This is a genomic window from Isoptericola sp. NPDC019482 (genome assembly GCF_040632295.1).
In the GTDB taxonomy this organism is placed as follows: domain Bacteria; phylum Actinomycetota; class Actinomycetes; order Actinomycetales; family Cellulomonadaceae; genus Isoptericola.
This window is the reverse complement of record NZ_JBEYBQ010000001.1, coordinates 350,747-375,315: the sequence shown is the minus strand read 5'-3', so window position 1 is coordinate 375,315 and position 24,569 is coordinate 350,747. Positions and strand designations below refer to the sequence as shown.

Sequence of the window (24,569 nt, the reverse complement as noted above, 5' to 3'; positions counted from 1 at the left end):
CGCACCGCTCAGCCCACCACCGCCGAGGCGACGAGGCTCCCGGCCGACACGACGCACAGCGCCAGTGCTGCCGGGCGGACCACCCCGGGAGGGACGCGGCGCACGAGCAGCCGCGCGACGGCCCAGCCCAGCGCCACCCCGGGGGCGAGCCAGCCCGCCACCACGAGGTCCTGCTGCCCCAGGTCGCCCGAGGCGACGTAGACGCCGAGGGAGACGACCGTGGTGGCCACGAAGAACAGCGAGAGGTTCGCGCGGTAGCGCGCGAGCTCCTCCGCGCGGTACACGACCACGACGGGCGGGCCGGGGGTGGCGGCGATCGTGCTCAGCGCCCCGCCGAGGACTCCGGCGCCGATCAGGGTGGTCCGCCCCTGCGGCACCCTCCAGCCGGCGAGCCCGGCGACGGCACCCGCCGCGATGACCAGGCCGACCACCACCTCGGTCACCCGCTGGTCCATGAGGCGAGCGAGCCAGAGCGCGCCCACGGCCGCGGGGACCGCACCCACCGCCGCCCACCCGAGGTCGAGGTGGCGCAGGCCGCGCCGCTCCGTCCACACCACGGCGAGCATCACGACGAGCGTGAGCAGCAGCAACGGCCCCGGGACGAGCCGGGGGTCGATCAGCAGGAGCAGGGGCCCGCCGAGCACGCCGAAGCCCGAGCCGGTCGCGAACTGGACGAACGTCGAGACCAGGACGGCGGCGAGGGCGAGCACGAGGGACCCCGCGTCGACCGTCACCGGTCCGCGCCCGAGGTCACGGCCGGTTCGACGGCGGCCCGCATGGCCTGCGCCAGCCGGTGGACACCGGGCACGATCCGGGCGTGCGGGATGGCGTTGAACCCGACCCGCAGGTGCCGCCGCGGCGGGTCCGGCGTGAGGTGGTACAGCTCGCCCGGGCTCACCAGCACGCCACGCTCACGGGCGAGCGCCGCGGCCCGCGTGCCGTCGAAGCCGGGCGGACCGGTCAGCCAGTAGGAGAGGCCGCCCGTCGGCCGCTCGGGCAACGCCCACGGCACCTCGTCCGCGAGGGCGTCGCCGAGGGTCTGCCACTTGGCCCGCAGGTCGACGCGGTGGCGGCGCAGCTGCCGGTGGTAGTCGCCGGAGGTGAGGAAGACCGCCAGCGCACGCTGCACGTGGCCGCCGGGATGCTTGGTCTGGTAGTACCGCCGGTCCCGGAGCGCGCGGATCAGCGCGGGGTCGGCCACGACGAACCCGACCCGGAGCCCGGGCGCGAGGAACTTGGAGAACGTGCCGAGGTACACCACCCGGCCGTGCGCGTCCCCGGACTTGATGGTCGGCGTCGGCGACCCTACGTACCGCACCTCGGAGTCGAAGTCGTCCTCCACCACGAGCATGTCCTGGGCGGCCGCGGCCCGCAGCAGCGCGTCGCGCCGGGACGCGCTCAGCGTGACGTTCGTCGGGTGGTGGTGGCTCGGTGTGACGTACAGGAGGTCGACGTCGGGGTCAGGCGGGAGCACCACCCCGTCCCGGTCCGTCGGGAACGGCACGACCCGCGCGCCGGACCGGTGGAAGATCCGGGCCGCGTCCACGTAGCCGGGGTTCTCGACCCCGACCGACCGGCCGGGGTCGAGCAGCGCCGAGGCGAGGACGCTCAGCGCCTGCTGCGACCCGCTGGTCACGAGGATCTCGTCCGGCGCGGCATCGATGCCCTTGGCGGGGAGCAGCATGGTGCGGATCGCCTCGACGAGGAGCGGGTCGTCGCGGTCCGCCGAGTCCCGCAGGGTGTAGCGGCGGTGCGGCCCGTCGAGCGCCGTCGTCACCGCGCGCAGCCAGGCCCGCGACGGGAACGCCCGCTCCTCGACCTGCCCCGGCAGGAACGGGTACTGGAAGTCCCGGTAGTCGGGCTCGACGACCCGGTCGCGCGGGAACGGGTCGCGCACGGGCACCACGTGGTCGGACCAGTCGGGCTCGGCGGAGGACGCCGGCGCCGCAGGGCGCGGCGCCGGCCCGGGCGCCGTCGGCGGGACGGCGGCCGTGGCCGTCGCGGTGGGGTAGAGCCCGGACCGCGGCCGGGCCTCGAGCAGACCGAGGCTCACGAGCTCCGCGTACGCGGCGTTGATGGTGTTGCGCGAGACGCCCAGCTCGGCGGCCAGGTGCCGCGACGACGGCAGCGCCCGGCGGGCCGGGAACGCGCCCCCGGCGAGGCCCCGCTCCACGTAGGCCCGCACCTGCAGGTAGAGCGGCTCGCCCGAGCGCCGGTCGATCCACCCCCGCCCGGACGCCCGCGGGCCGTCGTCCGTCACCCGGGCCGTCAGGACTCGCGCCGGTGCACGACCTGGGCCGAGGTCTGGTCGCGCGCGAGCATGAGGATCTGGTCGATGTTCACGTGGGCCGGCCGGGTCGCCACCCAGCTCACCGTGTCCGCGACGTCCTCGGCCGTGAGCGGCTCCACCCCGGCGTACACCGCGTCGGCCTTCGCCTGGTCGCCCTTGAACCGCACGAGGGAGAAGTCGGTGTGCACCATCCCGGGGTCGATCTCGCACACCCGCACGGGCTGGCCGAGCAGCTCCAGCCGCAGCACCCGGGTCAGCGCCGCCTCGGCGTGCTTGGCGGCGTTGTACCCGGCGCCACCCTTGTAGGGCTCGCGCGCCGCGATGGACCCGATGGTGATGACCTGGCCGTCCCCGGAGGCGACGAGCTTGGGCAGCAGCGCCTTCGTGACCCGCACCGTGCCGAGCACGTTGACGTCGTACATCCACTTCCAGTCGTCGAGGTTCGCGTCGGCGAGCGAGTCGCTGCCCAGCGCACCGCCGGCGTTGTTGACCAGCAGGTCGCACCGGTCGACCTGCGCGGCGAACGCCTCGACCGAGTCGTCGTCGGTGACGTCGAGCGCGACGGCCCTGCCGCCGCACTCCGCGGCGACCTTTTCGAGCCGCTCGACCCGGCGGGCCCCGAGCACGACGTCGTAGCCGACGGCGGCCAGAGCCTTGGCGGTCGCGGCGCCGATGCCGCTGCTGGCGCCCGTGACGACGGCGACGGGGGCGTCAGCGGGATGGGTGATCGACATGGGGGATCCTCCTTGCGTTCCGGACGTCAGAGCGAGGCGCCGGTGTAGGCGTCGTCGGCCGCGCCGAGGGCGACGTCGAGGGCGCCCAGCGCCTCCTTGACCTCCGGCTCCGTGACGTTGAGCGGGGGTGCCAGGTGCACCCGATGGTAGTTGTTGAAGACGAGCAGCCCGTGCTGCTTCGCGGTGGACAGGACGGCCTTGACCGCCGGGCTCGTGCCGCCGTACGGCGCCAGCGGCTCCTTCGTCGCCCGGTCGGTGACGAGGTCCAGGGCCCAGAACGCGCCCAGGCCGCGGACCTCGCCGATGCTCGGGTGCCGCTCGGCCAGGTCGTGCAGCCCGGGGCCCAGGAGGGTGCGGCCGATCTCGGCCGCGTTCTCCACCATGCGCTCGTCGGTCATCGCCTCGATCGTGGCGACGGCCGCGGCCGCCGCGAGCGGGTGCCCGGAGTACGTGAGGCCGCCCGGGTAGACGCGGTGGGCGAAGGTCTCCGCGATGGCGTCGGAGACGACGACACCGCCCATCGGCACGTAGCCGGAGTTGACGCCCTTGGCGAAGGTGATGAGGTCGGGCGTGACGTCGAAGTGCTCGACGGCGAACCACCTGCCCGTGCGACCGAACCCCACCATCACCTCGTCCGCGACGTACACGATCCCGTACCGGTCGCAGATCTCCCGCACCCCGGCCAGGTATCCCGGCGGCGGCGGCATGACGCCGGACGTGCCGGCGACGGTCTCCAGCACGAGGGCCGCGAAGGAGTCGGGCCCCTCGAAGCGGATGGTCTCCTCGAGGTGGGCCAGCGCGCGGGCGCACTCCTCCTCCTCGGTGGTCGCGTGGAACGCCGACCGGTAGAGGAACGGGCCCCAAAAGTGCACGACGCCGGAGCGGCCGTCGTCGTTGGGCCAGCGGCGGTGGTCTCCCGACATGTTGATCGTGAGGTCCGTGCCGCCGTGGTAGCCGCGGTACTGCGTGAGGATCTTGCGGCGGCCGGTGTGCAGCCGCGCCATGCGCACGGCGTGCTCGACGGCGTCCGCTCCCCCGTTGGTGAAGAACACCATGTTCAGCCCGTCGGGGGCCCGGTCGGTGATGAGCTTCGCGGCCAGCGCGCGCTTGTCGTTGGCGTGCGCCGGGGCGATCGTGCACAGGGTGGCGGCCTGCTCCTGGATCGCGGCGACGACCCGGGGGTGCTGGTGGCCGACGTTGGTGTAGACGAGCTGGCCGGAGAAGTCGAGGTAGCGCTGACCGTCGGCGTCCCACAGGTAGGACCCCTCGGAGCGGGTCACGACCATCGGATCGAGCTCCTTCTGCGCCGACCAGGAGTGGAAGACGTGGGCACGGTCGAGCTCGTAGGTGAGACGCCCGGCGGCGTCCTGGGGTGCAGGCACAGCTGCCTCCTCGATGTCGATGGGGATGCTGGGTGGGGTGCGTCGGTCCTGGTGAGCGGCGTGTCGCGGCTGCCTCCACTGTGCGTCGCGGGACCGCTCCGCGACAGCGCCAGACCCGTGGCACCGGCGGGGTCCACGCGTTACGCCGCGGAAACGTCGTCCCGTCCCCGGGCGCCGAGGAGCCCGGTCAGACGGCACGCGGCGGCGGCGAGGGCCTCGGCCGCCCCCCTGCCGGCGGCCACGAGGACCACGCCGGGCGGGTCGTGGGCGTCGTCGGCGCCGTCGTCCGGTCCCCGGCTCGCGATCTCCACCTGCCCGGCGGCCGCCTGGACGACCACGCTGCCGCCGGCCGTCGTGCGGACCACGCCCTTCGCCCGCACGACGGCGGACGGCAGCGAGCGCAACGTGCCGGCCAGCGCGGTGGTGTCGACCGGCCCGGCCAGTGGCACGAACCGCGTCACGTGCCCGTGGCCGTCGCCGGGCGGCGTCGGGCCGGTCGGGACGGGGCCCGTCGCCGGGGTCTCGACGGTGGGCGCGCCCCCGAGGAGGTCCGCCGCGCGCACGTCCCCGCCGCGCGAGCGCAGCAGCCGCGCGCCGGGGGCATGACGGTGCGCGACCGACTCCGCGGCCGCGACCGCCTCCGGCGTCGCGAGGTCGCACCGGGTGAGGACGAGCACGTCGGCACGGGAGAGCTGGGTGCGCACGACGTCGCCCACGTACCGGTCACGGGCCTTGCGCCCCACGGTCGTCACGTCGGCGCACACGACCGTGCCGCCCGGCGCGAGGCCGGGGAACGCACCCCAGGTCGACAGGCCTGTCGGGTCGGCGATCCCGCTGGCCTCGACGACGACGTGGTCGAGGTCGTCCCGCGCGGCCAGCCGGCGCATGACCTCCCCGACCTCGCCGCGCAGCGAGCAGCAGACGCAGCCGTCGGCGAGCTCGATCGTGTCCGCCGTGGCGCTCCGCACGAGCCGGCGATCGACGTTCACGGTGCCGAAGTCGTTGACGACGACGCCGATCCTGCGCCCGTCCGCGGTGTCGAGCAGGCCGTTGAGCAGCGTCGTCTTGCCCGCTCCGAGGTAGCCGCCCAGGACGGTGACGGGGGTGCCCACCTCAGGCCCCGACGGAGACGGGCTCGGGGGCGACGGCCGCGGCGGGCGTGCCGACCCGTGAGGCATGGTGCCGACCCCCGACGACCGTACCGAGCACGCGGATCGCGCCGATCTCGTCCTCGGCCACCGCGCAGGGGTCGTCGGCCAGCACGGCGAGGTCGGCGAGCTTGCCGGGCTCGATCGACCCGACCTCGTGATCCATCTTCAGCAGGTACGCGCCGCCGAGCGTGACCGCCTTCAACGCCTCCTCCACGGTGATCCGCTCCCCGGCGCCCATCACGCGGCCGGACGGCGTGCGCCGGGTGACGGCGTGCTGCACCGTCCTCAGCGGCCCGAGCGGGGTGACGGGGGTGTCGCAGTGCAGCGAGATGGGCACCCCGGCATCGAGAGCGGACCGCGCCGCGTTCATGCGCGCGGCCCGGTCGGGCCCCACGGTGACGTCCATGTGCTGGTCGCCCCACGCCCAGATGTGGTTGGCGAAGAGATTGGCGCCCATGCCGAGCGCCGCCATCCGCCGGTACTGGGCCGGCGTGGTCATCTGCGAGTGCGTGACGGTGTGCCGGTGGTCCGGGCGCGGGAACGCGGTGAGGACGCGCTCCATCACCTCGATGAACAGCTGGGTGGCCTGGTCGCCGTTGCAGTGCACGTGGACCAGCAGCCCCGCGCGGTGGAAGATCGTCAGCGACTCCTCGAACTCCTCCGGCGTCATGCCCCAGATGCCGTTCGGCCGCCCGCCCAGGTAGCCCGGTTCGAGCAGGCGGGCGGTGAACCCCTGGATGGAGCCGTCGAGCATGAGCTTGACGTGGCCGAACCGCACCAGGTCGGTGCTCTCCTCGGCGAGGGCGACGATCCGTGCCACCGCCTCCTCGGCCCGCACCGACGACGCCCCCGCCGACCCGAAGTGGAAGGCGCTGATGCGGGCGGGGAAGTCGCCGGTCGCGGTGTCCAGGTAGACGCGCTCCCCGCCCGGCCGCGCCAGCGATACCGAGCCGAGGTCGGTCAGGGTGGTCGCGCCCTGGTTCACCGCGTCCTGTGCGAAGGCCCGCAACGAGTCGGCGGACAGCTCCATGAGGTTGCCCCCGATCACCGCCCACACGAGGCCCATCGCCGCGAACTCCTGCAGCTCGCCCGTCGGCTCGCCGTCCGGCCCCATGACGACACCCTCCACGTGGGTGTCCCGGGTGATGCCGGCGAGCTGGAGCAGCCGTGAGCCCGCGACGCAGATGTGGCCGCTGGCGTGCTGCAGGTGCACAGGACGGGTGGTGCTGACCCGGTCGAGCTCGGCGGCGCCGAACGGCTCGCCCGGGAAGAACAGCGGGTCGAACCCCCAGGCGCGCAGCGGCTGGTCGGGGTCCTCGAGGAGCGCCTCCGCCTCGCGCAGGCGCTCGATCACGGCGTCGACCGAGTCGCAGCCCGGCCACACCCGGCCGTCGGGGGCCGTCCGCTCGAACCGCCCCACGTACACGTCGCGCCACGACCCGCCGGACGACGCGTGGCTGTGCGCCTCCACGAACCCGGGGAGGAGCACCGCGTCCGCGTACCGGTCGTCGACACGGTCGGGACGGTACGCGGCCAGCTCCTCGAGCGTGCCGACGGCGAGGATGCGGTCGCCGCGCACGGCGACGGCGTCGGCGGTGGGCCGGGCGGGGTCCATGGTCCGCACGAGTCGGGCGGGGTAGACGACGGTCTCGGCGGTGATCGGTCCGGCGGCGGGGATCTCGGGCATCGCGGGCTCCTTCAGGCGGTGACGGGGTCGGTCGAGGCGGTGGCCGCGGGACCGACAGGGAGGTCGGCGGGCAGCGTCGTCGAGCCGGCGTGGTGGCAGGCAGCGACGTGCTCGCCGGCCGAGTCGACGTGGTCGCGCAGCGGCGGCCGCTCGGTGCGGCACTCGTCGGTCGCGAGCCAGCAGCGGGAGGCGAACGCGCACCCCGGGTAGCGGTGGCGCGGGCTGGGCAGGTCTCCGCTCAGGACGATGCGCTCGCGGGCGGCACCGCGCGGGTCCGGGACGGCCGACAGCAGCGCCCGCGTGTACGGGTGCTGCGGGTCGCGGAAGATCTGCTCCGTCGGGCCGATCTCCACCACCCGGCCGAGGTACATGACCGCGACCCGCGTCGCGAGGTGCCGCACGACCCCCAGGTTGTGCGAGATGAACAGGTAGGTGAGGTCCCGCTCGCGCTGCAGCTCCTGGAGCAGGTTGAGGATCTGCGCCTGGATCGACACGTCCAGCGCCGACGTCGGCTCGTCGAGGACGAGGAAGTCCGGGTCGCCGGCCAGCGCGCGGGCGATCGCGATGCGCTGCCGCTGCCCGCCGGAGAACTCGTGCGGTCGGCGCTGGTGCTGGTCGGCGGGCACGCCCACGCGCTCGAGGGTCTCGGCGGCGCGGCGGCGCGCCTCGGCCCGTCCCGACCCGGCGGCGACCAGCGGCTCCGCGACCGAGCGCAGCACGGTGAACCGCGGGTCCAGCGAGTCGTTGGGGTCCTGGAAGACCATCTGCATGCGCCGCCGGGTCGCGCGCAGGGCGCCGCGCCGGAGGGACGAGGTGTCCGTGTCGTCGAAGATCACGCGCCCCTGGGTGGGCTCGCGCAGCAGCAGGGCGGCCCGGGCGAGCGTGGACTTGCCGCAGCCGGACTCGCCGACGAGCCCGAGGGTCTCGCCCCGGCGCACGTAGAACGTCACGTCGTCCAGCGCGCGGACCGGCTCACCGCCCCGGGCGGGGAAGTCCTGCTGCAGCCCCTCGACGTAGACCAGGTAGTCGTGCGGGTCGTTCATCGGTCCTCCTCCGTGATGTCGGCGAGCACGCAGCGCACCCGGCGACCGTCGCCGGGGACGGGCCGCAGGGCCTGGGGCTGCCCGCACTCGGTCCGCGCGGCGGGGCACCGCGGCGCGAAGCGGCAGCCCGCCCGGGCGCGGTCGTCCGCCGTGATCCCGCCGCGGATCGTCGGCAGGTCCGTGCCGGGCTCGTGGTCGGCCGTCGGGACGCTCGCGAGCAGCCCGGCCGTGTACGGGTGGCCGGGCGCCGAAAGCACCTCGGCCGGCGTGCCCTCCTCGATCACCTGGCCCGCGTACATCACGACGACGCGGTCGCACGTCTCGGCGATGACGCCGAGGTCGTGCGAGACGAGCACCACGGCGGTGCCGGTGCGGTCGCGCAGGTCGCGCAGCAGGTCGAGGATCTGCGCCTGCACGGTGACGTCGAGCGCCGTGGTCGGCTCGTCCGCCACGAGCAGCCGGGGCTCGGCGGCCATCGCGACGGCGATCATCACGCGCTGGCGCATGCCGCCCGACAGCTGGTGCGGGAACTGCCGGAGGCGCAGCTCCGGCTCCGGCACCTGCACGAGGCGCAGCAGCTCGAGGGCGCGCGCCCGCTCGCCCGCCCGGTCGGCGCGCCGGCCGGCCGAACGGCCGTGCAGGCGGAGCACCTCCACGATCTGGTCCCCGATCCGCATGACCGGGTTCAGGGCGTTCATCGGCTCCTGGAAGATCATCGACACGTCGTTGCCGCGCACCGCATGCAGGTCCCGGTCGCTGCGGCCGACGAGATCGTGCCCCGCCACCGCCATGCGCCGGGCCCGCACGGACGCCGACGACGGCAGGAGGCCGAGCAACGAGAGACCGACGCTCGACTTGCCGCACCCGGACTCCCCGATGATGCCGAGGATCTCCCCCGGTCCGACGGACAGGGAGACGTCCGAGACGGCGTCGGGGCCGTTCGCGTAGCCGATGGACAGTCCGTCGACGTCGAGCGCGAGCGTCGTGGCGGGGGCCGTCGGGGACTCGGTCAGGGTCGTCGTCATGGGACCAACCACGCTTCCTCGAGATGCTTGCGGAACGAGTAGGGGTCGACGTCGTAGTCCTGGAGGCGGGGCGACCAGATCTCCTGCCGCTGGGCCACGACGTAGGGGACGAGCACGAGGACCTGGTCCGCGACCTCGTCCTCGAGCTGCTCGAGGACCGCGGAGCGGGCGTCGGGGTCTGCGGTGGCGACGTACTGCCCGAAGAGGGCCGACGCCGACTCTCCGGCCCCACCGGTCTTGTTCATGGGGGTGGGGGCGAGGAACGGGGCGAAGTACCCCGACGGATCGGGCTGGGCGGTGCCGGGCACGACGGTGAGGCCGGTGTACGAGCCGGAGACGTAGCTCGCGAGGATGTCGGCCCACGGGGTGGGGTTCAGCCGCAGGGTGATGCCCACGTCCTTGAGCTGCTCCTGCATCACCTCGTACAGGGCGACGTCGCGGGCGAACGCGGCGTCGCTCGGGTACGTGAGGGTGACGGTCGGGTCCTCGACACCGCTCGCGGCGAGCAGCTCGCGCGCCGTCGCGAGGTCGTGCGTGTAGTGCGGGGTGTCGGCGTCGGGGCCGACCGACGCCGGGTCGCCGACGGGGACCACGAGCGACGGCTCCCCGTACCCGTACGACGCCAGCTTCGCGAGCTGGTCGCGGTCCAGCCCGGTGGACAGGGCCTGCCGGACCTCGGTGCTGGCCAGGGGGCCGCTCGTCGTGTCCACGTAGATGGTGAGGTCGCGGGTCTTGGCGTTCTGCCCGACCTGGAACCCTTCCTGCTCCACCTGCTCGGAGAGCTGCTGGTCGCCGATCCAGATCGCGTCGACCGTGCCCTGCCGCAGGGCCGCCAGGCGTGCCTGGTCGTCGGGGATGATCCGGAAGTCGATCCCGTCCAGGTACGGGTGCGGGGCGTCCCAGTAGTGCGGGTTGCGGCGCAGGGAGAGCACCACGTTGTCCTGCCAGGCGGTGAGCCGGAACGGCCCGGTGCCCAGCGCGGTGCGCTGCCGCTCCTCAGGCGGCGTGGAGGTGTACCAGTCCTTGCTGACGATGACGCCCGTCCCCTCGCCGGCGACGAGGTTGAGGAAGGCGCCGCTCGGCGTCGACAGCCGGAACTCGACCGTCCGGTCGTCGACGGCCTCGACCGACTCCAGCGCGGTGAGCATGCTGGCCTGCGCCGCGCCCGACTCCTTCATCGTGTCGAACGAGAAGATCACGTCCTCGACCGTGAGCGGGGTGCCGTCCGAGAAGGTCGCGTCGTCGCGCAGCGTGAACCGGTAGGTGGTCGGGTCGACCTCGTCCCAGCTCTGCGCCAGGCCCGGCTGGATCGTCCCGTCGTCGTCCTTGGTGAGCAGCGACTCGTAGATCTGCACGTAGACGTTCTGCGCGGCGAACGACGCGGCGACGTACGGGTCGATGCCGCCGGCGACCGGCTGCACGTCCGTGCCGTACTGCAGCACGCCGCCGGCCACCGGCTCGTCGGGGACGTCGTCCACGGCGTCCGCGCCGGCGCAGCCCGTGAGCAGGAGCGCGACCGTCACCAGGCCGGCCAGCAGGCCGGGTCCGCGGGTGCTGCGCCTCATCGGGCCACCTCGCTCTCGTCGGAGGGGCCGTCGGCGCGCACGACGAGCGGGCGCGACTGGTCGACGGCGACATGGGTGTCGCCCCGGCGCGGGGAGAGCACCTGCTGGAGCCCGTCGGCGACGAGGTTCCAGCCGATCGTCAGCAGCACGATGAGCGCCGAGGGCAGGACCACCAGCCACGGGTCGCGTGCCATGAAGCGGGTCGCGTCGGAGATCATCCGGCCGGCCGAGGGGTCGGGCGGCACGACCCCCTGGCCGAGGAACGACAGGATCGACTCGAGCAGCACGACCATCGACGCCGTGGCGGCAAACTGCACGAACAGGGGCGTCAGGACGTTGGGCAGGAGGTGGTGCAGGGCGACCGGCCCGCGCCGGACGCCCGCGATCTCCGCCGCGACGACGAAGTCACGCTCCCGCATCGCGATCACCGGCGCCCGCATCACGCGGGCGAACCCGGGCGCGCAGATGACGGCGAGCGAGAGGACGAGGGGCGCGGTGCCGTCCCCGACGATCACCCCGATGACCAGGGCCAGCAGGATCGCCGGCATCGACAGCAGGACGTCGACGACGCGCATGATCACGGTGTCCACGGCCCCGCCGAGGTAGCCGGCGACGATACCGGCCGCCGACCCGGCCGCCGCGGCGAGCACCGTCGCCGCCGTCGAGATCAGCAGGCCCGTGCCCGCCGCCGCGGCGAGGCGCGTGAGGTTGTCGCGGGCGAGGTTGTCCGTGCCGAGCAGGTGGCCGTTCCCCGGGCCGGCGAACGGGTCGTCGCCGATCTGGGTGATCGTCCACGGGCTGACGAGCGGCACGAGCACCGCCAGGAGGAGCAGCCCGAGCAGGATCGCCGCCCCTGCCGTGAGGGCGGAGCTCCCGCCCAGGCGGCGCAGCCCCGGGAGGCGGAGGGCGAACGGCCGCCGCAGGGCGCGGGGGTCGAGGGTCGCAGTGCTGACCATGTCAGCTCACCGTCCTGATCCGGGGGTCGATGACCGGGTACAGCAGGTCCACGACGAGGTTGATCGCGATGTACACCGCGCCGAGCACCAGGACGCAGGCCTGGATCGTGGGGTAGTCGGAGGAGTTCAGCGCCTCGATGAGCAGCGACCCCATGCCCGGGATCGCGAAGATGTTCTCGACGATGATCGTGCCGCCGACGAGCGTGCCGAGCTGGATACCGATGACCGTGGTCACGGGCACGAGCGCGGAACGGACCGCGTGGCGCCGCACGAGGTAGCCGGTGGGGGCGCCCTTCGCACGGCCGGTGCGCACGAAGTCCTGCGAGAGCACGTCGATCACCATGTTGCGGGTGTAGCGGCTCAGCGTCCCCGCCATCGGGAGCGACAGCACCAGGGCGGGCACCAGCATGTGCGCCAGGGAGGCCGCCGGGTCCTCGGAGAACGGGGTGTACCCGATGAGGTCGAGCCGCAGCGTGCGGGAGTTGACCATCACGACGATCGTCCCGATGACGAAGGCCGGGACGGAGAGGGCGAGGAACGAGACCGCTCGGACGGTCGTGTCGGAGGGCCGACCGGTCCGGACGGCAGCCAGCACACCTGCCGGGACCCCGACCGCGACCGCCAGCACGGAGGCGACGACCGCGAGCTGCAGGCTCGCCGGGAGCCGGTCGGCGATCTGCGCGCCGATCTCGAACGGCCGGGTCAGCGACGTGCCGAAGCTGCCGTGCAGCACCCCGCCGATCCAGTCGAGGTACTGCTGGTACCAGGGGACGTCGAGCCCGAGCTGAGCACGGATCGCCTCCAGCTGGGCGGGGTCGGGGTTGGTGGTGTCCAGGTACTGGGCGGCCGGGTCGCCGGGCATGAGCCTGACCATCCCGAACACGAGCAGGGACAGCAGGAACAGGACGAGCACGGCGGTGCCGAGTCTTCGGGCCAGGAACGTCGTCATGGTGCTCCTCGGGGGGCGGTGGTCGAGCTGGTACGACCGTCCCCCGAACGGCTCCCCGCGCACAGGGCCAGAGCCTGCGGCTCCCGGTCGTCCCAGACGTAACCTGCGAAACCCGGGCGTGACGACGCCGTTACGCGGTGCCGACGCCGACGGCCCCGGGACGGGTGCGTCCCGGGGCCGTCGTGACGGCGGTACAGGCGTCAGCCCTGGAAGACCGCCGGGTGCGGTCCGGTGCGGCCGTCGCGCTCGAGCCCGTCGATGGCGGCGAGCTCGGCGTCGGTGAGGTCGAAGCCGAAGACGTCGAGGTTCGCCGCGATGCGCGCGGGCGTCACCGACTTGGGGATGACGACGCGGCCCTGCTGCAGGTGCCAGCGCAGCACCACCTGGGCCGGCGTGACGCCGTGCGCGCGGGCGGCGTCGACGACGGGCGCGTCGCCCAGGACGGCGCCCTGCGCCAGCGGGCTCCACGCCTCGGTCACCGCGCGGTGGCGGGCGTTCGCCGCGACGGTCTCGCGGTTCTGCAGCGCCGGGTGCAGCTCCACCTGGTTGACGACCGGGGTGCTGCCGCCGAGGGCGGCGACACGGTCGAGGTGCTCGGGCAGGAAGTTCGAGACGCCGATCGACGTCGCGAGGCCGGCGTCGCGCAGGTCCTCCAGGCCCTGCCAGGCGTCGAGGTAGTCGTCGGTGGCGGGGGTCGGCCAGTGGATGAGGTACAGGTCCACGCGGTCGAGGCCGAGCTTGTCGAGGCTCTGCTCGAGGCCTTCGCGGGCGGCGGCGCGGCCCAGCCGGTCCACCCACAGCTTGGTGGTGACGAACAGCTCGTCGCGGGCGACGCCCGACTCGGCCAGGGCGCGGCCCACGCCGCGCTCGTTGCCGTAGACGGCGGCGGTGTCGATGCTGCGGTAGCCCGCGTCGAGCGCGGCGCTCACCGCCGCCGTGGTCTCGGCGTCGGGCACCTGGAAGACGCCGAAGCCGAGCTGGGGCATGGCGTGGCCGTCGGCGAGGGAGACGGTGGGGACGTTCGCGGTCATGAGGAGGGTCCTTCCAGTGGTGCGGTGCTGAGGTTCTGGGGAGGTCAGACGGCGGTCTGCGCGAGCTCGCGCTCACGCTCGGCGGCGCGGGGGCGAGCGAGCTCGCCGCCACGGGTGCGGACGGCGACCAGCAGGACGCCGAGCCCGGCGACCGTGACGGCCGCGCCGACCCACAGGGGCGAGGTGTAGCCCAGGCCTGCGGCGAGGGCGAGGCCGGCCGCCCAGGCGCCGAACGCGTTGCCGACGTTGAACGCGGCGATGTTGGCGCCGGAGCCGAGCGTCGGCGCGGCGTCCGTGTACCGCATGATGCGGGTCTGCAGCGCGGGCACGGTCGCGAAGCCGAAGCCGCCCATGAGCAGCAGGCCGACGACGGTCGCGACCTTGCTCTGCGCGGTGAGGGCGAAGAGGACGAGGACGACGGCGAGCACCGCGATGACGGTGACGAGCGACTTCACGAGGTTCCGGTCGGCGGCGCGGCCGCCCAGCACGTTGCCCGTGACGGTGCCGACGCCGAACACGACGAGCAGCCACGGGACGGCGGCGCTGCTGAACCCGCTCACGCCGGTGAGCGTGAACGCGATGTAGCTGAAGGCGCCGAACATGCCGCCGTAGCCGAGCACGGTGACCGCCATCGACAGCCAGACCTGGCGGCCACGGAAGATGCGGAACTCCGACAGCACGGAACCGGCGGAGCGGTGCTCGGTGCGCGGCACGAGCACGGCGATGCCGACCAGGCCGAGCACGCCCACGGCGGTGACGGCCCAGAACGTGGCGCGCCAGCCCGCCGCCTGGCCGAGGAACGTGCCGAGCGGCACCCCGGCCACGTTCGCGACGGTGAGGCCGGCGAACATGATCGAGATGGCGGCCGCGCGACGGTTCGCGGGGACGAGGTCGGCCGCGACGACCGCGCCGATCCCGAAGAACGCGCCGTGGCACAGCGCCGCCACGACCCGGCCGACCATCGTCATGCCGTAGGTGGGCGCGACGGCGCACAGCAGGTTGCCGACGATGAACAGGACCATGAGCAGCAGGAGCGCCCGCTTGCGCGGCATGCGGGACAGCGCCGCCGTCATGGCGATGGCTCCGACGGCGACGGACAGCGCGTAACCGGAGATGAGGTAGCCGGCCACCGGCTCGGTGACGCCGAAGTCGGCGGACACCTCCGGCAGCAGGCCCATGATGACGAACTCGGTGAGTCCGATGCCGAAGCCCCCGAGGGCGAGGGCGTACAGCGCGGCAGGCATCGAGGCCTCCAGGGTCGGGAGAAGGGAACGTTGCGCCTGCAGTAGTTGCACGCGCAACGTTCTAGATAGTTGCACACGCGCTATATCGGCGCAAGGCGCTATGCTGGGCCCTGGACGACGGGCCGCCACGTGGCCCGATGACGAGGCCCGGCGACGAGGCCTGCGAGGAGGCGCTGACATGGGAATCGCCGACGACGCCGTCGAGATCCGCGCGCGCGGCTGGCGCACGCTCGCCGCGCTGCACGGGCTGATCGAGACGGACCTGGAGCGTGCGCTGCAGAAGGAGCACCAGCTCTCCGTCGTGGAGTTCACCGTGCTCGACGCGCTGAGCCGCCAGGACGGCTGGCACATGCGCATGCAGCAGCTCGCGCGCGCCGCCGCCCTCTCCAGCAGCGCCACCACCCGCCTCGTCACCCGCCTCGAGGACCGCGGCCTGCTCACGCGCATCCTGTGCGCCGACGACCGCCGCGGCATCTACACCGAGCTCACGCCCGCCGGCCGCACCCTGCTGAAGAAGGCCCGGCCCACGCACGACCGCGCCCTCGAGGACGCCCTCACGCGCGCCGAGGACATCCCGGAGATCGCCCCCCTCGCGGCGGCGCTGCACACTCCCGTCGCGGTCTAGCGGCGTACTCCCGCCGTCGCGAGCAGGTCCTCGTGCAGCTCCATCCACACCCCGTGGACGGAGGCCGCGCCGATCCCGGCCACGCGCGCGCCGTCGCCGCCCTGCGCCGCCGCCAGTGCGTCGTCGAGCCGCACGTCGTAGCCCTCGAACCGGGCCAGCTCGCCCACCAGGGCGGCGAGCATCGGCCGCACCCCGTCGACGACGTCGGCCAGCTCGTCGAGGACGCGGCCGTCCCACGACGCGTCCCGGTGGTCGTTGACGTCGAGCCGGCCGCCGTCGCCGGGCCGCAGCTGCCAGTCGGTGCACGCCCGCAGCAGCCGGGCGTTCAGGGGGCCGAACGCGGCGACGGCGTCGCGCACGACGGCGGCGGCGCGACCGGTCGGGTCGGCGGCCAGCTCGGCGGCGAGGCGGCGCTCGCCCTCCGCCCGGCCCCGCTCGGTGAGGGACCAGCCGCCGGTGCCGGCGAACTCCGCCCACGTCACGTGCCCGTAGGCCTCGAGGTCGAGCAGGAGCTCGTGCGCGACGTCGACGGCGAGCCGGGACCGCTCGGCGACGGCGACGTCGTCTCCCGTGCCGCGCACGCGGACGGCGTGCAGCACGAGCAGCTCGGGCTCCGACGCGCGGCTCACGGCGCCTCCCCCGCCCCGCCGGCGGACCGCGCGACGAGCCGGTCGAGCCGCTGCTGCACGGCCTGCGGCGATCCCAGGCCCATCGCGCCGGCCATGCGCCCCCACGTGTGCCCGGCGGCGCGCGCGGAGAAGAGCGCCGCGGTCTCGAGCTGCTCCGCCTCGGCGCGCGCAGCCGGCACGAGCGCGAGCGCCGCGAGCGCCCCCGCGGCGTCCTGCTCGGGCGTGAGCTCCCCGCGCGCGGACCGCCACAGGTAGTGGCGTACGAGGTCGGTCGCGGACGGCGGCACCGACGCGGGCTGCCACGGGCGCGGCGCGAGCGCGTCGGCGCCCAGGCCGAGCAGCACGCGGCGGGCGCGCGCCTCGTCCGCGGCGGCGCGGTCGTCGGTGGCGTGGGGGTTGCGGTCCATGCCGCCGACCGTGCACGATCAACGAACTGTTGTCAACGACATGTTGACTTCGCGACCGACATGCGTCCCTGCTTGCCGCTGTCGGCGGATCCGAGAACGACATCCAGGGACGGAGGTGCGGCGTGGACGCAGTCGTGTCGCTCGACGGCGCGACGGCGGGGCACGGGGCCAAGGCGGCAGGCCTCGGCGAGCTCCGCCGTGCCGGGCTGCCCGTGCCGGACGGATTCGTCGTCCCGGCCTCCCTCGACCAGGTCGACCTCCGCGCCGCCGTCGACGGCGCGCTCGACGCGCTCGGGCCGCACGCGCCCGTGGCCGTACGGTCGTCCGCGACGGACGAGGACGTGCCAGGGGCCTCGGCGGCGGGCCAGTACGAGACGGTGCTCGGCGTCGCCGGCGCCCAGGACGTCGTCGCGGCGGTGCTCGCCTGCCGGGCGTCGGCCGCCGGGCCACGGGTCACCGCCTACCGCGCGGCGACGAGCGGCGCCCGGGCCGCCGAGGTCGCCGTCATCGTGCAGCGCCTGGTCCCGGCGCGCGCTGCGGGCGTCCTGTTCACGGGCGACGGGCGCACCGTCGTCGAGGCCTCGTGGGGGCTGGGCGAGAGCGTGGTGCAGGGCGCCGTGGACCCCGACCGCTGGACCGTCGCCGACAGCCGCGTCGTCGAGCGGACGACCGGGTCCAAGCGCACCCGCGTCGACCGCTCCCCCGGCGGCACGACCACCCGCGACGTCCCGGCGGCGGCCCGCGACCGCCCCTGCCTCGACGATCAGACCGTGCTTCGCCTCGCCGCGCTCGGTGCGCGGGTGGCCGACCTGCGCGGCGGGCCGCAGGACGTGGAGTGGGCGGTGGACGACGCCGGCACGATCTGGCTGCTCCAGGCCCGACCGGTCACCGCCGCCCTCCCCGACACTCCCGCGGAACGTTGTGAGCGCGGGGTGCTGCGGGGCACGGGGGCGAGCGGCGGCCGGGCCAGCGGGCCGGCGCGAGTGGTGCGCGGGCCCGGCGACTTCGGCGCCGTCCGGCCCGGTGACGTGCTCGTGTGCCGCGAGACGGACCCGGCGTGGACGCCGCTGTTCGGCGTCGTCGCCGCCGTCGTCACGGAGACGGGAGGGCTGCTGTCCCACGCGGCGATCGTCGCGCGCGAGCTGCGCCTGCCCGCCGTGCTCGGCGTGGCCGGCGCGACCGACACCCTGCGCGGCTCGGTCACCGTCGACGGCGACGCCGGCACCGTGCGCAGGCACCCGCGAGACCCCACCCCCTGACGCGACGTCAGAGCCGGAACCTCGTCTGCCCGTGCGGCGCCTTGGCGAAGGCGAGCACCTTGTCGGCGACGACGCGGTAGACCAGCGCGCGCTGGCCTTGCGGGTCGAACGACTCGTCGTCGTTCTCGAAGTCCCAGGCGTCGCCGTACTTGGCTCGGAAGCCGTCGGCGAGGCGCCGCAGCTCCGGCTCGCCGGTGGCGCGCACGACGACGCCCTCCACGACGACGTCGAGGCCCGCGTCCCACCGCGGGGAGCCGATCGTCACGGCCACGTGCGGGCCGTGCGCGAGGTTGCGGGCCTTCTGCTCGTCCGGTCCGGTGCAGAAGACGAAGCCGCCGTCGGTCCACAGCCCGACGAGCGGCGTGACGTGCGGGCGGCCGTCCGCCCGCACGGTGACGAGCTGGTAGCCGGTGGCCGCCGTGAGCGCGGCGTCCACCTCCTCCCAGGGCGTGGGTGCGGTGGCCTCGCTGAAGCGGGCGTCGAGAATGCCGGTGGTGGTCATGACAGGACAGACCCGCCGGGCCGACGGAACTCGTCGGCGGGCCAGGGTGGTTGGTCAGCCCGGGTCGCGCTCCACCCACCGGTCCACGGCCCACAGCACGGCGAGCGCGAGCCCGGGGTCGGTGCCCTCGGCGACGTCGAGCGTGTAGGAGTCGCGGACGGTCACCCACTTCTGCGTGATCACGGCGACCGGGGCGCCGCCCGCGGTGACGGTGTACTCCTTCTCGATGAGGTTGCCCTGCAGCTCCCACGCGGGCCCACCGGGCACGGTGAGCGTCATCTTCGAGCGGATCGGCGAGAACAGCTTGCCGTTGAGCTCCGCGACCTCGGCGCCCGCGGCGTCGGTGATGGTCATCCGCTTCGGGAGGTTGATGACGCGGCCGGTGACCCGGTAGACGACGGTGCCCGTGGCGTCGAGCACGTCGGCGCGCTCGCGCGGGCCGACCTTGCCGTCGACGACGAAGGCGTCGGCGCCCGCGAGGTCGGTGACCGTGAAGTCGCGCCCCATCGAGACGAGCTTCGCCTTCACGACGTAGCGCGACCAGCCGGACGGGGGCGGAGGGAGAGCCATGCGCCCCAGGATGCCCGCCCCTACTTGATGGCGCCCATCGACAGGCCGCGCACCAGCTGCTTCTGGGCGATCCACCCGGCGAGGATCACCGGCAGCGACGCGAGCAGCGCCGCCGCGCACAGCCGGGCGAGGAACAGGCCCTCGCTCGTCATCGTCGAGACGATGAAGATCGGCACCGTGGCGGCGCGCGACGCCGTGAGGTTGAGCGCGAAGAAGAACTCGTTCCACGCGAAGATCACGCAGATGAGCGCCGTCGCCGCGATGCCCGGCGCCACCATGGGGATGAGCACGGAGCGCAGCGTCTTCATCAGGCCCGCGCCGTCGACGGCGGCGGCCTCCAGCACCTCGGCCGGGATCTCCTGGAAGAACGACCGCATCATCCACACCGCGATCGGCAGGTTCATCGCCGTGTACAGCACGACGAGGGTCCAGATGTTGTCGAGCACCTTGAGCTGCCCGGCGATGACGTAGATCGGCACAATGACGGCCACGACCGGCAGCATCTTGGTGGAGATGAAGAAGAACAGCACGTCGCTGACCTTCTCCACCGGCCGGATCGACAGCGCGTACGCGGCGGGGATGCCGAGCAGCAGCACGAGGACGGTCGAGACGCCGGTCGCGATGGCCGAGTTCGCGACGTACGTCCCCGACTCCCCGATCACGGCCTGGAACTGGTCGAGCGTCGGCGTGAAGAACCACGTGGGCGGGTCGGACGACGCCTGGTTCTCCTGCTTGAACGCCGTCATCGCCATCCACAGGACGGGGAAGAAGAAGCCCAGCGCGAGGATCCAGGTGAGCGTGGTGAGCAGCCCCCCGGTCACGCTGCTCCGGCCTGAGCGACGCGCGGCCGCGGACGGGGCGACAGGCGTGCGCGGGGCCGTTTCGGTGGCGGTCATGCTCACTCCTTGACGTCGAAGCTGCGGAAGATGAGCCGCAGCGCGGCGGAGGCGACGATGATCGTGGCGATGACGACGACGACGCCCATCGCGGCGGCCTGCCCGACGTCGAAGCCGAGGAAGGCGCGCTGGTAGATGTAGAACGGCAGGTTCGCGCTCGCCGTCCCGGGGCCGCCGGCGGTCATGAGGTAGATCTGGTCGAACGTGTTGACCACGTAGATGATCCCGAGCAGCACGCCCAGCTCGATGTACCGGCGCAGCTGCGGCAGCGTGATCGAGGCGAAGGTGCGCCACCAGCCGGCGCCGTCCATCGCGGCGGCCTCGAGCACGTCCTTGGGCTGGGCCTGCAGCCCGGCGAGCACCAGCAGCATCATGAACGGCGTCCACTGCCACACCAGGGCCATGAGGATCGCGACGATCGGGTAGGTCGAGGTCCAGTCGACGGGGTCGATGCCCACCAGCCCGAGCGTCCAGTTGAACAGCCCGTACGTGGGGTTGAGCATCGCCATCGACCACAGCACCGAGCTGGCCACCGGCATGATGAGGAACGGCGTGATGAGCAGCGTGCGGGCCACGCCGCGGCCGCGGAACGGCCGGTCGAGCAGGATGGCGAGCACGATGCCCAGCACCATCGCGACCAGCACGCAGCCGAGCGTGATGATCACCGAGTTGAGCGCCGTCTGGCGGAACACCGAGTCGCGCGCGATGTCCAGGTAGTTCGACAGGCCCACGAAGAGGTCCGAGTCCGGACGGAGCAGGTTCCGCGAGTGCAGCGAGTACCAGATCGTCACGAGGAACGGGATCTGCGTGACGACGATCGTGAAGACCAGCGCGGGCAGCAGCGGCCCGCGGCGGCGCCACCGCTCGGCGCGGGAGTACTGGTGCTTGTCCGCGCGGGCGGCGCGCTGGGCCTGCGCGCGCCGCAGGTTCCCGGCCTGCGTGGTGACGGCGGTCATCGCTCGCTCTCCTCGCGGTAGGTCTCGGCCACGGTCTCGGCGTACTGCTGCGACTGCTTGAGCGCGTCCGCCACGGACTTCTGGCCCGCGATCGCGGCGGACATCTGCTGGCCCACGCGGGTGCCGAGGTCCTGGAACTCGGGGATGCCGACGAACTGGATGCCCGGGTACGGCACGGGGGCCACCATCGTCTTCTCCTGGGTGGCCTCGCTCATCGCGGTGAGGGTCGCGTCGGCGTACGCCTCGGAGACCTCGGCGTACTCCGGGATCTCGTACGTGGAGAGCCGGCTCCCGGGCGGCACCCGCTCCCACGAGAGCGTGTCGCCGACGAGCTCGATGTAGTCCTTGTCCGTCATCCAGGAGACGAAGTCCCAGGCGGCGTCCTTGTGCTCGCTCGTGGACGGGATCGCCAGCGACCACGAGTACAGCCAGCCCGCCGCGTCGGTCTCGCTCACCGGCGCGGGCACGTAGCCCGTCTTGCCCGCCACGGTCGACGACGCCGGGTCCTCGATCGACGAGACCATCGACGTCGCGTCGTACCACATGGCCGCCTGGCCCTGCGCGAACCGGGTGAGGCAGTCACCGAAGCCGGACGTCGCGGCGCCGGGCTGCCCGTACTGCTGCACGGTGTCGACGTACGTCTCGACGGCCTCGCGCACCTCGGGCGAGTCGAGGCGGGCGTTCCAGTCCTCGTCGAACCACTGCCCGCCGTACGTGTTCATCACGGTGGACATCGGCGCCATGACCTCACCCCAGCCGGCCAGGCCGCGCAGGCAGATGCCCGCGAAGTCGTCGGCCGGGTCGTTCAGCTCCGCGGCCAGCTCGCGGACGTCGTCCCAGGTGGGCCGGTCGGGCATCGTGAGGCCGGCCTGCTGGAAGACGTCCTTGCGGTAGGCCAGGAACGAGGACTCGCCGTAGAACGGCACGGAGTAGAGGTCGCCGTCCACCGACAGCGCCTCGCGCACGCTGGGCACGAAGTCGTCGGGGTCGTAGCCCTCGGTCTCGTCGGCGTACGGCTGCAGGTTCTCGATCCAGCCGTTCTCGGCCCACATCGGCGTCTCGTAGTTGGAGATCATCACGACGTCGAACTCCCCGCCGCCGGTGGCGACGGACGCGGTGATCTTGGCGCGGGCCTCGTTCTCCGGCAGGGACACGAAGCGCACGTCGATGCCGGGGTGCTCCTTGCGGAACTCGTCCTGGAGCGAGATCGCGTCCTGCATCTGCGGGTTCGAGACGATCGCGACGACGATCTGCTCGCCGTCTCCCCCGCCGACGGCGCCCGCCCCGGCGCACGCGGCCAGGGAGAGCCCGAGGACGGCGGCGCCGCCCGCCGCGGCGAGCCTCCGGGTTCGTGGTCGGAACATCGCTGTCCTCACGTCGGTGGTCGGTTCGATCGGTGGTCCCTCGACAAGCACCAGCGCGCACAGATGAGATGCGGCACTGCGCTCATCTGTCTGGACCCTAGTTCGTTATGCTCAGGTGAGCAAGGGCCACCCGCTCAGAGTGGCGCTGCCCAGCGTTTCGACAGACTCGACCAGCAAGGGTGGTTCCGTGACCGACGCCGATCACGCCCGGCTCCTCGTGGAGGTCAGCCGCGACTACTACCTCGACAACCGCTCCAAGGTGGACATCGCGTCCGCCCGCGGCATCTCCCGCTTCCAGGTGGCCCGGCTCCTCGCCGAGGCGCGCGAGGCCGGGGTCGTGCGGATCGAGATCTCCCCGCCCGCCCACCTCGACACCGACCGCGCACACCGCTTGGCCGACCGCCTCGGCGCCCGCGAGGTGGTGATCGCGGGCGCGGGAGGCTCCCCCGCCGCGACCCGTGAGTCCGTGGCCCGCGCCCTCGCCGGCGTCGTGGCCGCCCACGTGCGCGAGGGCGCCACGCTCGGCGTCTCCTGGTCGCGCACCATCGAGCTCGCCGTGCGACACCTCGACCCCCTGCCCGCGTGCGACGTCGTGCAGCTCGTCGGCGCGCTGCCCGTGGACGGGTCCGGCGACTCCCTCGACATGATCCAGGCGTTCCGGCGCATGCCCGGCGTGCGCACCTGGCCGGTCTGGTCGCCACTGCTCGTCGCCGACCCGGGCACCGCCGCCGGCATGCGCCGCCAGCCCGAGATCGCCGCTGCCCTCGACCGTGCCGACGACCTCGACCTCGCCGTCGTCGCCGTCGGCGCCTGGACGGCCGCCGGGTCCACCGTGTTCCCGCAGGTCACGGGCGAGGAGCGCCGTGCGGCCACCGCCGCGGGGACCGTCGCCGAGTGCTCGGGCCGGCTGTTCGACGCCGACGGCCGCCGCGTCGTCACGCCGCTCGACTCCCGGGTGGTCGGCGTGACCTACGACCAGCTCGTCCGCACGCCCGAGGTCGTCACCGCCGGCTACGGCCGCGAGGCCGCCCCCGGGCTGCGCGCCGCCGTCGCGGGCGGCATCGCCACGACCGTGGTGTGCGACGACGCCGCCGCGGACGCCCTCGAGCACCTCCTGGACTCCGCGCCCGCGTGAGCTCGGCGGCGGGCCCGGCCGCGTCCGCGCCACCGGCCTGAATTGCGGGCATGACCTGCGGCGCCGAGCCTGGGGGTGACCGAGGAGGCCACCATGACCGAGACCGGCGAGCAGCAGCCCGGACGTCAGGGACAGACGGACGACGACGCCACGCACCACGTCCCCGACACCCCGCGCGCCCCGTCCGACGCCCCGAAGCCCTCCTGGGGGCGGGCGCTCAAGGGCACGGTCCGCGAGTTCGGGGCCGACCAGTGCACCGACCTCGCCGCCGGGCTGACGTACTACGCCGTCCTGGCGTCCGCGCCCGCGCTGCTGGCGCTGGTGTCGCTGCTGGGGTTCGTCGGGGACGCCGAGAAGGCCCTGGACTCCGTGCTGAACACCATCTCGGAGTTCCTCCCGGAGGACATCGTCGGCATGGTCGAGCCGCTCGTCGAGAACGCCGTCGGCAACACGGGCGCAGGGATCGCCCTCGTCGTCGGACTCGTGCTGGCCCTGTGGTCGGCGTCCGGGTACGTGGGGGCGTTCGGCCGCGCGATGAACCGCATCTACGACGTCGAGGAGGGCCGCCCGGTCTGGAAGCTGCGCCCCGCGATGTTCGCCGTGGCCCTGGTGGTCCTGATCATCGCGGCCGTCGTCGTCGCGAGCCTGGTGCTCTCCGGGCCGATCGCCCGGTCCGTGGGCGAGGCGATCGGCCTGGGCGACGTCGCCCTCACCGTGTGGGGCATCGCGAAGTGGCCCGTGGCGCTGCTGCTCGTCGTCGTCGCCGTGGCGATGCTGTACCACTTCACCCCCAACGTGAAGCGGCCGCGCTTCCGCTGGCTCAGCGTGGGCGCCGTCGTCGCCATCGTGGCGACGGGCATCGCCTCCGCCGCGTTCGGGTGGTACGTCGGCAGCAGCTTCTCGAACTACGGCTCCTACGGGATCCTCGCCACGGTCATCGTGCTGCTGCTGTGGCTGTGGATCGTCAACCTCGTGCTGCTGTTCGGCGCCGAGCTCGACGCCGAGGTGGAGCGCAGCCGCGAGCTCAACGACGGCATCGCCGCCGAGGAGGACATCCAGCTCCCGCCCCGCGACACCAGGGCCAGCGACAAGAAGGCCGGCAAGCGGCGCGACGCCGTCGCGGAAGCCCGCAAGGTCCGGGAGGCCGCGGCCCGCGACGACGCGTGAGG

General features: G+C 73.7%; 24 protein-coding genes. 4 read left to right on the top strand and 20 right to left on the bottom strand.

The window, feature by feature from the left end:
• Window positions 1-8: 8 nt before the first annotated feature.
• From ABZ493_RS01660 to ABZ493_RS01600, 13 genes are all read right to left on the bottom strand, one after another.
• Window positions 9-734, bottom strand: coding sequence for a sulfite exporter TauE/SafE family protein (locus ABZ493_RS01660; RefSeq protein ID WP_430580435.1), 726 nt, complete (start codon window positions 732-734; stop codon window positions 9-11).
• Window positions 731-2,260 carry a PLP-dependent aminotransferase family protein gene (locus ABZ493_RS01655; protein WP_430580434.1) on the bottom strand — a complete coding sequence of 510 codons (1,530 nt, stop codon included), beginning with the start codon at window positions 2,258-2,260 and terminating at the stop codon, window positions 731-733. The genes ABZ493_RS01660 and ABZ493_RS01655 overlap by 4 nt, the downstream gene beginning before the upstream one ends.
• Window positions 2,261-2,268: 8 nt before the next feature.
• Window positions 2,269-3,024, bottom strand: coding sequence for an SDR family NAD(P)-dependent oxidoreductase (locus ABZ493_RS01650; RefSeq protein ID WP_430580433.1), 756 nt, complete (start codon window positions 3,022-3,024; stop codon window positions 2,269-2,271).
• A gap of 26 nt (window positions 3,025-3,050) precedes the next feature.
• Entirely contained in the window at window positions 3,051-4,406 is a 1,356-nt protein-coding gene (locus ABZ493_RS01645; RefSeq protein WP_430580432.1) for an aspartate aminotransferase family protein, read from the bottom strand.
• 140 nt (window positions 4,407-4,546) lie between these two features.
• On the bottom strand, window positions 4,547-5,518 hold the full coding sequence (locus tag ABZ493_RS01640; protein WP_430580431.1) for a GTP-binding protein: 972 nt from the start codon (window positions 5,516-5,518) through the stop codon (window positions 4,547-4,549).
• Between the two features lies 1 nt (window position 5,519).
• The gene (locus ABZ493_RS01635; RefSeq protein WP_430580430.1) at window positions 5,520-7,244 is read right to left on the bottom strand and encodes an amidohydrolase; all 1,725 of its coding nucleotides are present in this window, start codon (window positions 7,242-7,244) and stop codon (window positions 5,520-5,522) included.
• An 11-nt stretch (window positions 7,245-7,255) separates the two neighbouring features.
• Entirely contained in the window at window positions 7,256-8,287 is a 1,032-nt protein-coding gene (locus tag ABZ493_RS01630) for an oligopeptide/dipeptide ABC transporter ATP-binding protein (protein ID WP_430580429.1), read from the bottom strand.
• The gene (locus ABZ493_RS01625; RefSeq protein ID WP_430580428.1) at window positions 8,284-9,312 is read right to left on the bottom strand and encodes an ABC transporter ATP-binding protein; all 1,029 of its coding nucleotides are present in this window, start codon (window positions 9,310-9,312) and stop codon (window positions 8,284-8,286) included. Before ABZ493_RS01625 ends, ABZ493_RS01630 begins: the two co-directional genes overlap by 4 nt.
• Entirely contained in the window at window positions 9,309-10,877 is a 1,569-nt protein-coding gene (locus tag ABZ493_RS01620) for an ABC transporter substrate-binding protein (RefSeq protein ID WP_430580427.1), read from the bottom strand. The genes ABZ493_RS01625 and ABZ493_RS01620 overlap by 4 nt, the downstream gene beginning before the upstream one ends.
• Window positions 10,874-11,833: an ABC transporter permease gene (locus ABZ493_RS01615; protein ID WP_430580426.1), complete on the bottom strand. Its 960-nt coding sequence runs from the start codon at window positions 11,831-11,833 to the stop codon at window positions 10,874-10,876. Before ABZ493_RS01615 ends, ABZ493_RS01620 begins: the two co-directional genes overlap by 4 nt.
• A gap of 1 nt (window position 11,834) precedes the next feature.
• Window positions 11,835-12,782: an ABC transporter permease gene (locus ABZ493_RS01610; protein WP_430580425.1), complete on the bottom strand. Its 948-nt coding sequence runs from the start codon at window positions 12,780-12,782 to the stop codon at window positions 11,835-11,837.
• Between the two features lie 200 nt (window positions 12,783-12,982).
• Window positions 12,983-13,813: an aldo/keto reductase gene (locus ABZ493_RS01605; RefSeq protein ID WP_430580424.1), complete on the bottom strand. Its 831-nt coding sequence runs from the start codon at window positions 13,811-13,813 to the stop codon at window positions 12,983-12,985.
• Window positions 13,814-13,857: 44 nt separating this feature from the next.
• Complete coding sequence (locus ABZ493_RS01600; protein ID WP_430580423.1) at window positions 13,858-15,057, bottom strand: MFS transporter; 1,200 nt, start codon at window positions 15,055-15,057, stop codon at window positions 13,858-13,860.
• A 178-nt stretch (window positions 15,058-15,235) separates the two neighbouring features.
• Here ABZ493_RS01600 and ABZ493_RS01595 point away from each other — a divergent pair, with 178 nt between their 5' ends.
• Window positions 15,236-15,682 carry a MarR family transcriptional regulator gene (locus tag ABZ493_RS01595; RefSeq protein ID WP_430580422.1) on the top strand — a complete coding sequence of 149 codons (447 nt, stop codon included), beginning with the start codon at window positions 15,236-15,238 and terminating at the stop codon, window positions 15,680-15,682.
• On the opposite strand, the gene ABZ493_RS01590 is transcribed toward ABZ493_RS01595, so the two are convergent.
• Window positions 15,679-16,311, bottom strand: coding sequence for a transcriptional regulator (locus tag ABZ493_RS01590; protein ID WP_430580421.1), 633 nt, complete (start codon window positions 16,309-16,311; stop codon window positions 15,679-15,681). The two genes, ABZ493_RS01595 and ABZ493_RS01590, sit on opposite strands and share 4 nt — an antisense overlap.
• Window positions 16,308-16,718, bottom strand: a complete 411-nt coding sequence (locus tag ABZ493_RS01585) for a DNA-binding protein (protein ID WP_430580420.1) — start codon at window positions 16,716-16,718, stop codon at window positions 16,308-16,310. Before ABZ493_RS01585 ends, ABZ493_RS01590 begins: the two co-directional genes overlap by 4 nt.
• 122 nt (window positions 16,719-16,840) lie before the next feature.
• Here ABZ493_RS01585 and ABZ493_RS01580 point away from each other — a divergent pair, with 122 nt between their 5' ends.
• Entirely contained in the window at window positions 16,841-17,977 is a 1,137-nt protein-coding gene (locus tag ABZ493_RS01580) for a PEP/pyruvate-binding domain-containing protein (RefSeq protein ID WP_430580419.1), read from the top strand.
• A 7-nt stretch (window positions 17,978-17,984) separates the two neighbouring features.
• Here the strand turns inward: ABZ493_RS01580 and ABZ493_RS01575 are convergent, their stop codons facing one another.
• The 5 genes from ABZ493_RS01575 to ABZ493_RS01555 are packed head-to-tail and all read right to left on the bottom strand — an operon-like array spanning window position 17,985 to window position 22,265.
• The gene (locus ABZ493_RS01575; protein WP_430580418.1) at window positions 17,985-18,479 is read right to left on the bottom strand and encodes a pyridoxamine 5'-phosphate oxidase family protein; all 495 of its coding nucleotides are present in this window, start codon (window positions 18,477-18,479) and stop codon (window positions 17,985-17,987) included.
• Window positions 18,480-18,533: 54 nt separating this feature from the next.
• Entirely contained in the window at window positions 18,534-19,049 is a 516-nt protein-coding gene (locus ABZ493_RS01570; RefSeq protein WP_430580417.1) for an LURP-one-related family protein, read from the bottom strand.
• A 20-nt stretch (window positions 19,050-19,069) separates the two neighbouring features.
• Window positions 19,070-19,945: a carbohydrate ABC transporter permease gene (locus tag ABZ493_RS01565; protein WP_430580416.1), complete on the bottom strand. Its 876-nt coding sequence runs from the start codon at window positions 19,943-19,945 to the stop codon at window positions 19,070-19,072.
• A gap of 2 nt (window positions 19,946-19,947) precedes the next feature.
• Entirely contained in the window at window positions 19,948-20,901 is a 954-nt protein-coding gene (locus tag ABZ493_RS01560; RefSeq protein ID WP_430580415.1) for a sugar ABC transporter permease, read from the bottom strand.
• A complete protein-coding gene (locus ABZ493_RS01555; RefSeq protein ID WP_430580414.1) occupies window positions 20,898-22,265 on the bottom strand; it encodes a sugar ABC transporter substrate-binding protein in 1,368 nt (455 codons plus the stop codon). Before ABZ493_RS01555 ends, ABZ493_RS01560 begins: the two co-directional genes overlap by 4 nt.
• Before the next feature lie 187 nt (window positions 22,266-22,452).
• On the opposite strand from ABZ493_RS01555, the gene ABZ493_RS01550 reads away from it, so the two are divergent.
• Together ABZ493_RS01550 and ABZ493_RS01545 are read left to right on the top strand one after the other, a co-directional pair.
• Complete coding sequence (locus tag ABZ493_RS01550; protein ID WP_430580413.1) at window positions 22,453-23,400, top strand: sugar-binding domain-containing protein; 948 nt, start codon at window positions 22,453-22,455, stop codon at window positions 23,398-23,400.
• A gap of 93 nt (window positions 23,401-23,493) precedes the next feature.
• On the top strand, window positions 23,494-24,567 hold the full coding sequence (locus ABZ493_RS01545) for a YihY/virulence factor BrkB family protein (RefSeq protein WP_430580412.1): 1,074 nt from the start codon (window positions 23,494-23,496) through the stop codon (window positions 24,565-24,567).
• Window positions 24,568-24,569 lie beyond the last annotated feature (2 nt).

Coding starts and splice junctions, on each gene's coding strand:
- ABZ493_RS01650 (WP_430580433.1), bottom strand. CDS start 3,024: ATGTCGATCACCCATCCCGCTGACGCCCCCGTCGCCGTCGTCACGGGC.
- ABZ493_RS01635 (WP_430580430.1), bottom strand. CDS start 7,244: ATGCCCGAGATCCCCGCCGCCGGACCGATCACCGCCGAGACCGTCGTC.
- ABZ493_RS01630 (WP_430580429.1), bottom strand. CDS start 8,287: ATGAACGACCCGCACGACTACCTGGTCTACGTCGAGGGGCTGCAGCAG.
- ABZ493_RS01625 (WP_430580428.1), bottom strand. CDS start 9,312: ATGACGACGACCCTGACCGAGTCCCCGACGGCCCCCGCCACGACGCTC.
- ABZ493_RS01620 (WP_430580427.1), bottom strand. CDS start 10,877: ATGAGGCGCAGCACCCGCGGACCCGGCCTGCTGGCCGGCCTGGTGACG.
- ABZ493_RS01615 (WP_430580426.1), bottom strand. CDS start 11,833: ATGGTCAGCACTGCGACCCTCGACCCCCGCGCCCTGCGGCGGCCGTTC.
- ABZ493_RS01610 (WP_430580425.1), bottom strand. CDS start 12,782: ATGACGACGTTCCTGGCCCGAAGACTCGGCACCGCCGTGCTCGTCCTG.
- ABZ493_RS01605 (WP_430580424.1), bottom strand. CDS start 13,813: ATGACCGCGAACGTCCCCACCGTCTCCCTCGCCGACGGCCACGCCATG.
- ABZ493_RS01600 (WP_430580423.1), bottom strand. CDS start 15,057: ATGCCTGCCGCGCTGTACGCCCTCGCCCTCGGGGGCTTCGGCATCGGA.
- ABZ493_RS01595 (WP_430580422.1), top strand. CDS start 15,236: ATGGGAATCGCCGACGACGCCGTCGAGATCCGCGCGCGCGGCTGGCGC.
- ABZ493_RS01585 (WP_430580420.1), bottom strand. CDS start 16,718: ATGGACCGCAACCCCCACGCCACCGACGACCGCGCCGCCGCGGACGAG.
- ABZ493_RS01575 (WP_430580418.1), bottom strand. CDS start 18,479: ATGACCACCACCGGCATTCTCGACGCCCGCTTCAGCGAGGCCACCGCA.
- ABZ493_RS01570 (WP_430580417.1), bottom strand. CDS start 19,049: ATGGCTCTCCCTCCGCCCCCGTCCGGCTGGTCGCGCTACGTCGTGAAG.
- ABZ493_RS01565 (WP_430580416.1), bottom strand. CDS start 19,945: ATGACCGCCACCGAAACGGCCCCGCGCACGCCTGTCGCCCCGTCCGCG.
- ABZ493_RS01560 (WP_430580415.1), bottom strand. CDS start 20,901: ATGACCGCCGTCACCACGCAGGCCGGGAACCTGCGGCGCGCGCAGGCC.
- ABZ493_RS01555 (WP_430580414.1), bottom strand. CDS start 22,265: ATGTTCCGACCACGAACCCGGAGGCTCGCCGCGGCGGGCGGCGCCGCC.
- ABZ493_RS01545 (WP_430580412.1), top strand. CDS start 23,494: ATGACCGAGACCGGCGAGCAGCAGCCCGGACGTCAGGGACAGACGGAC.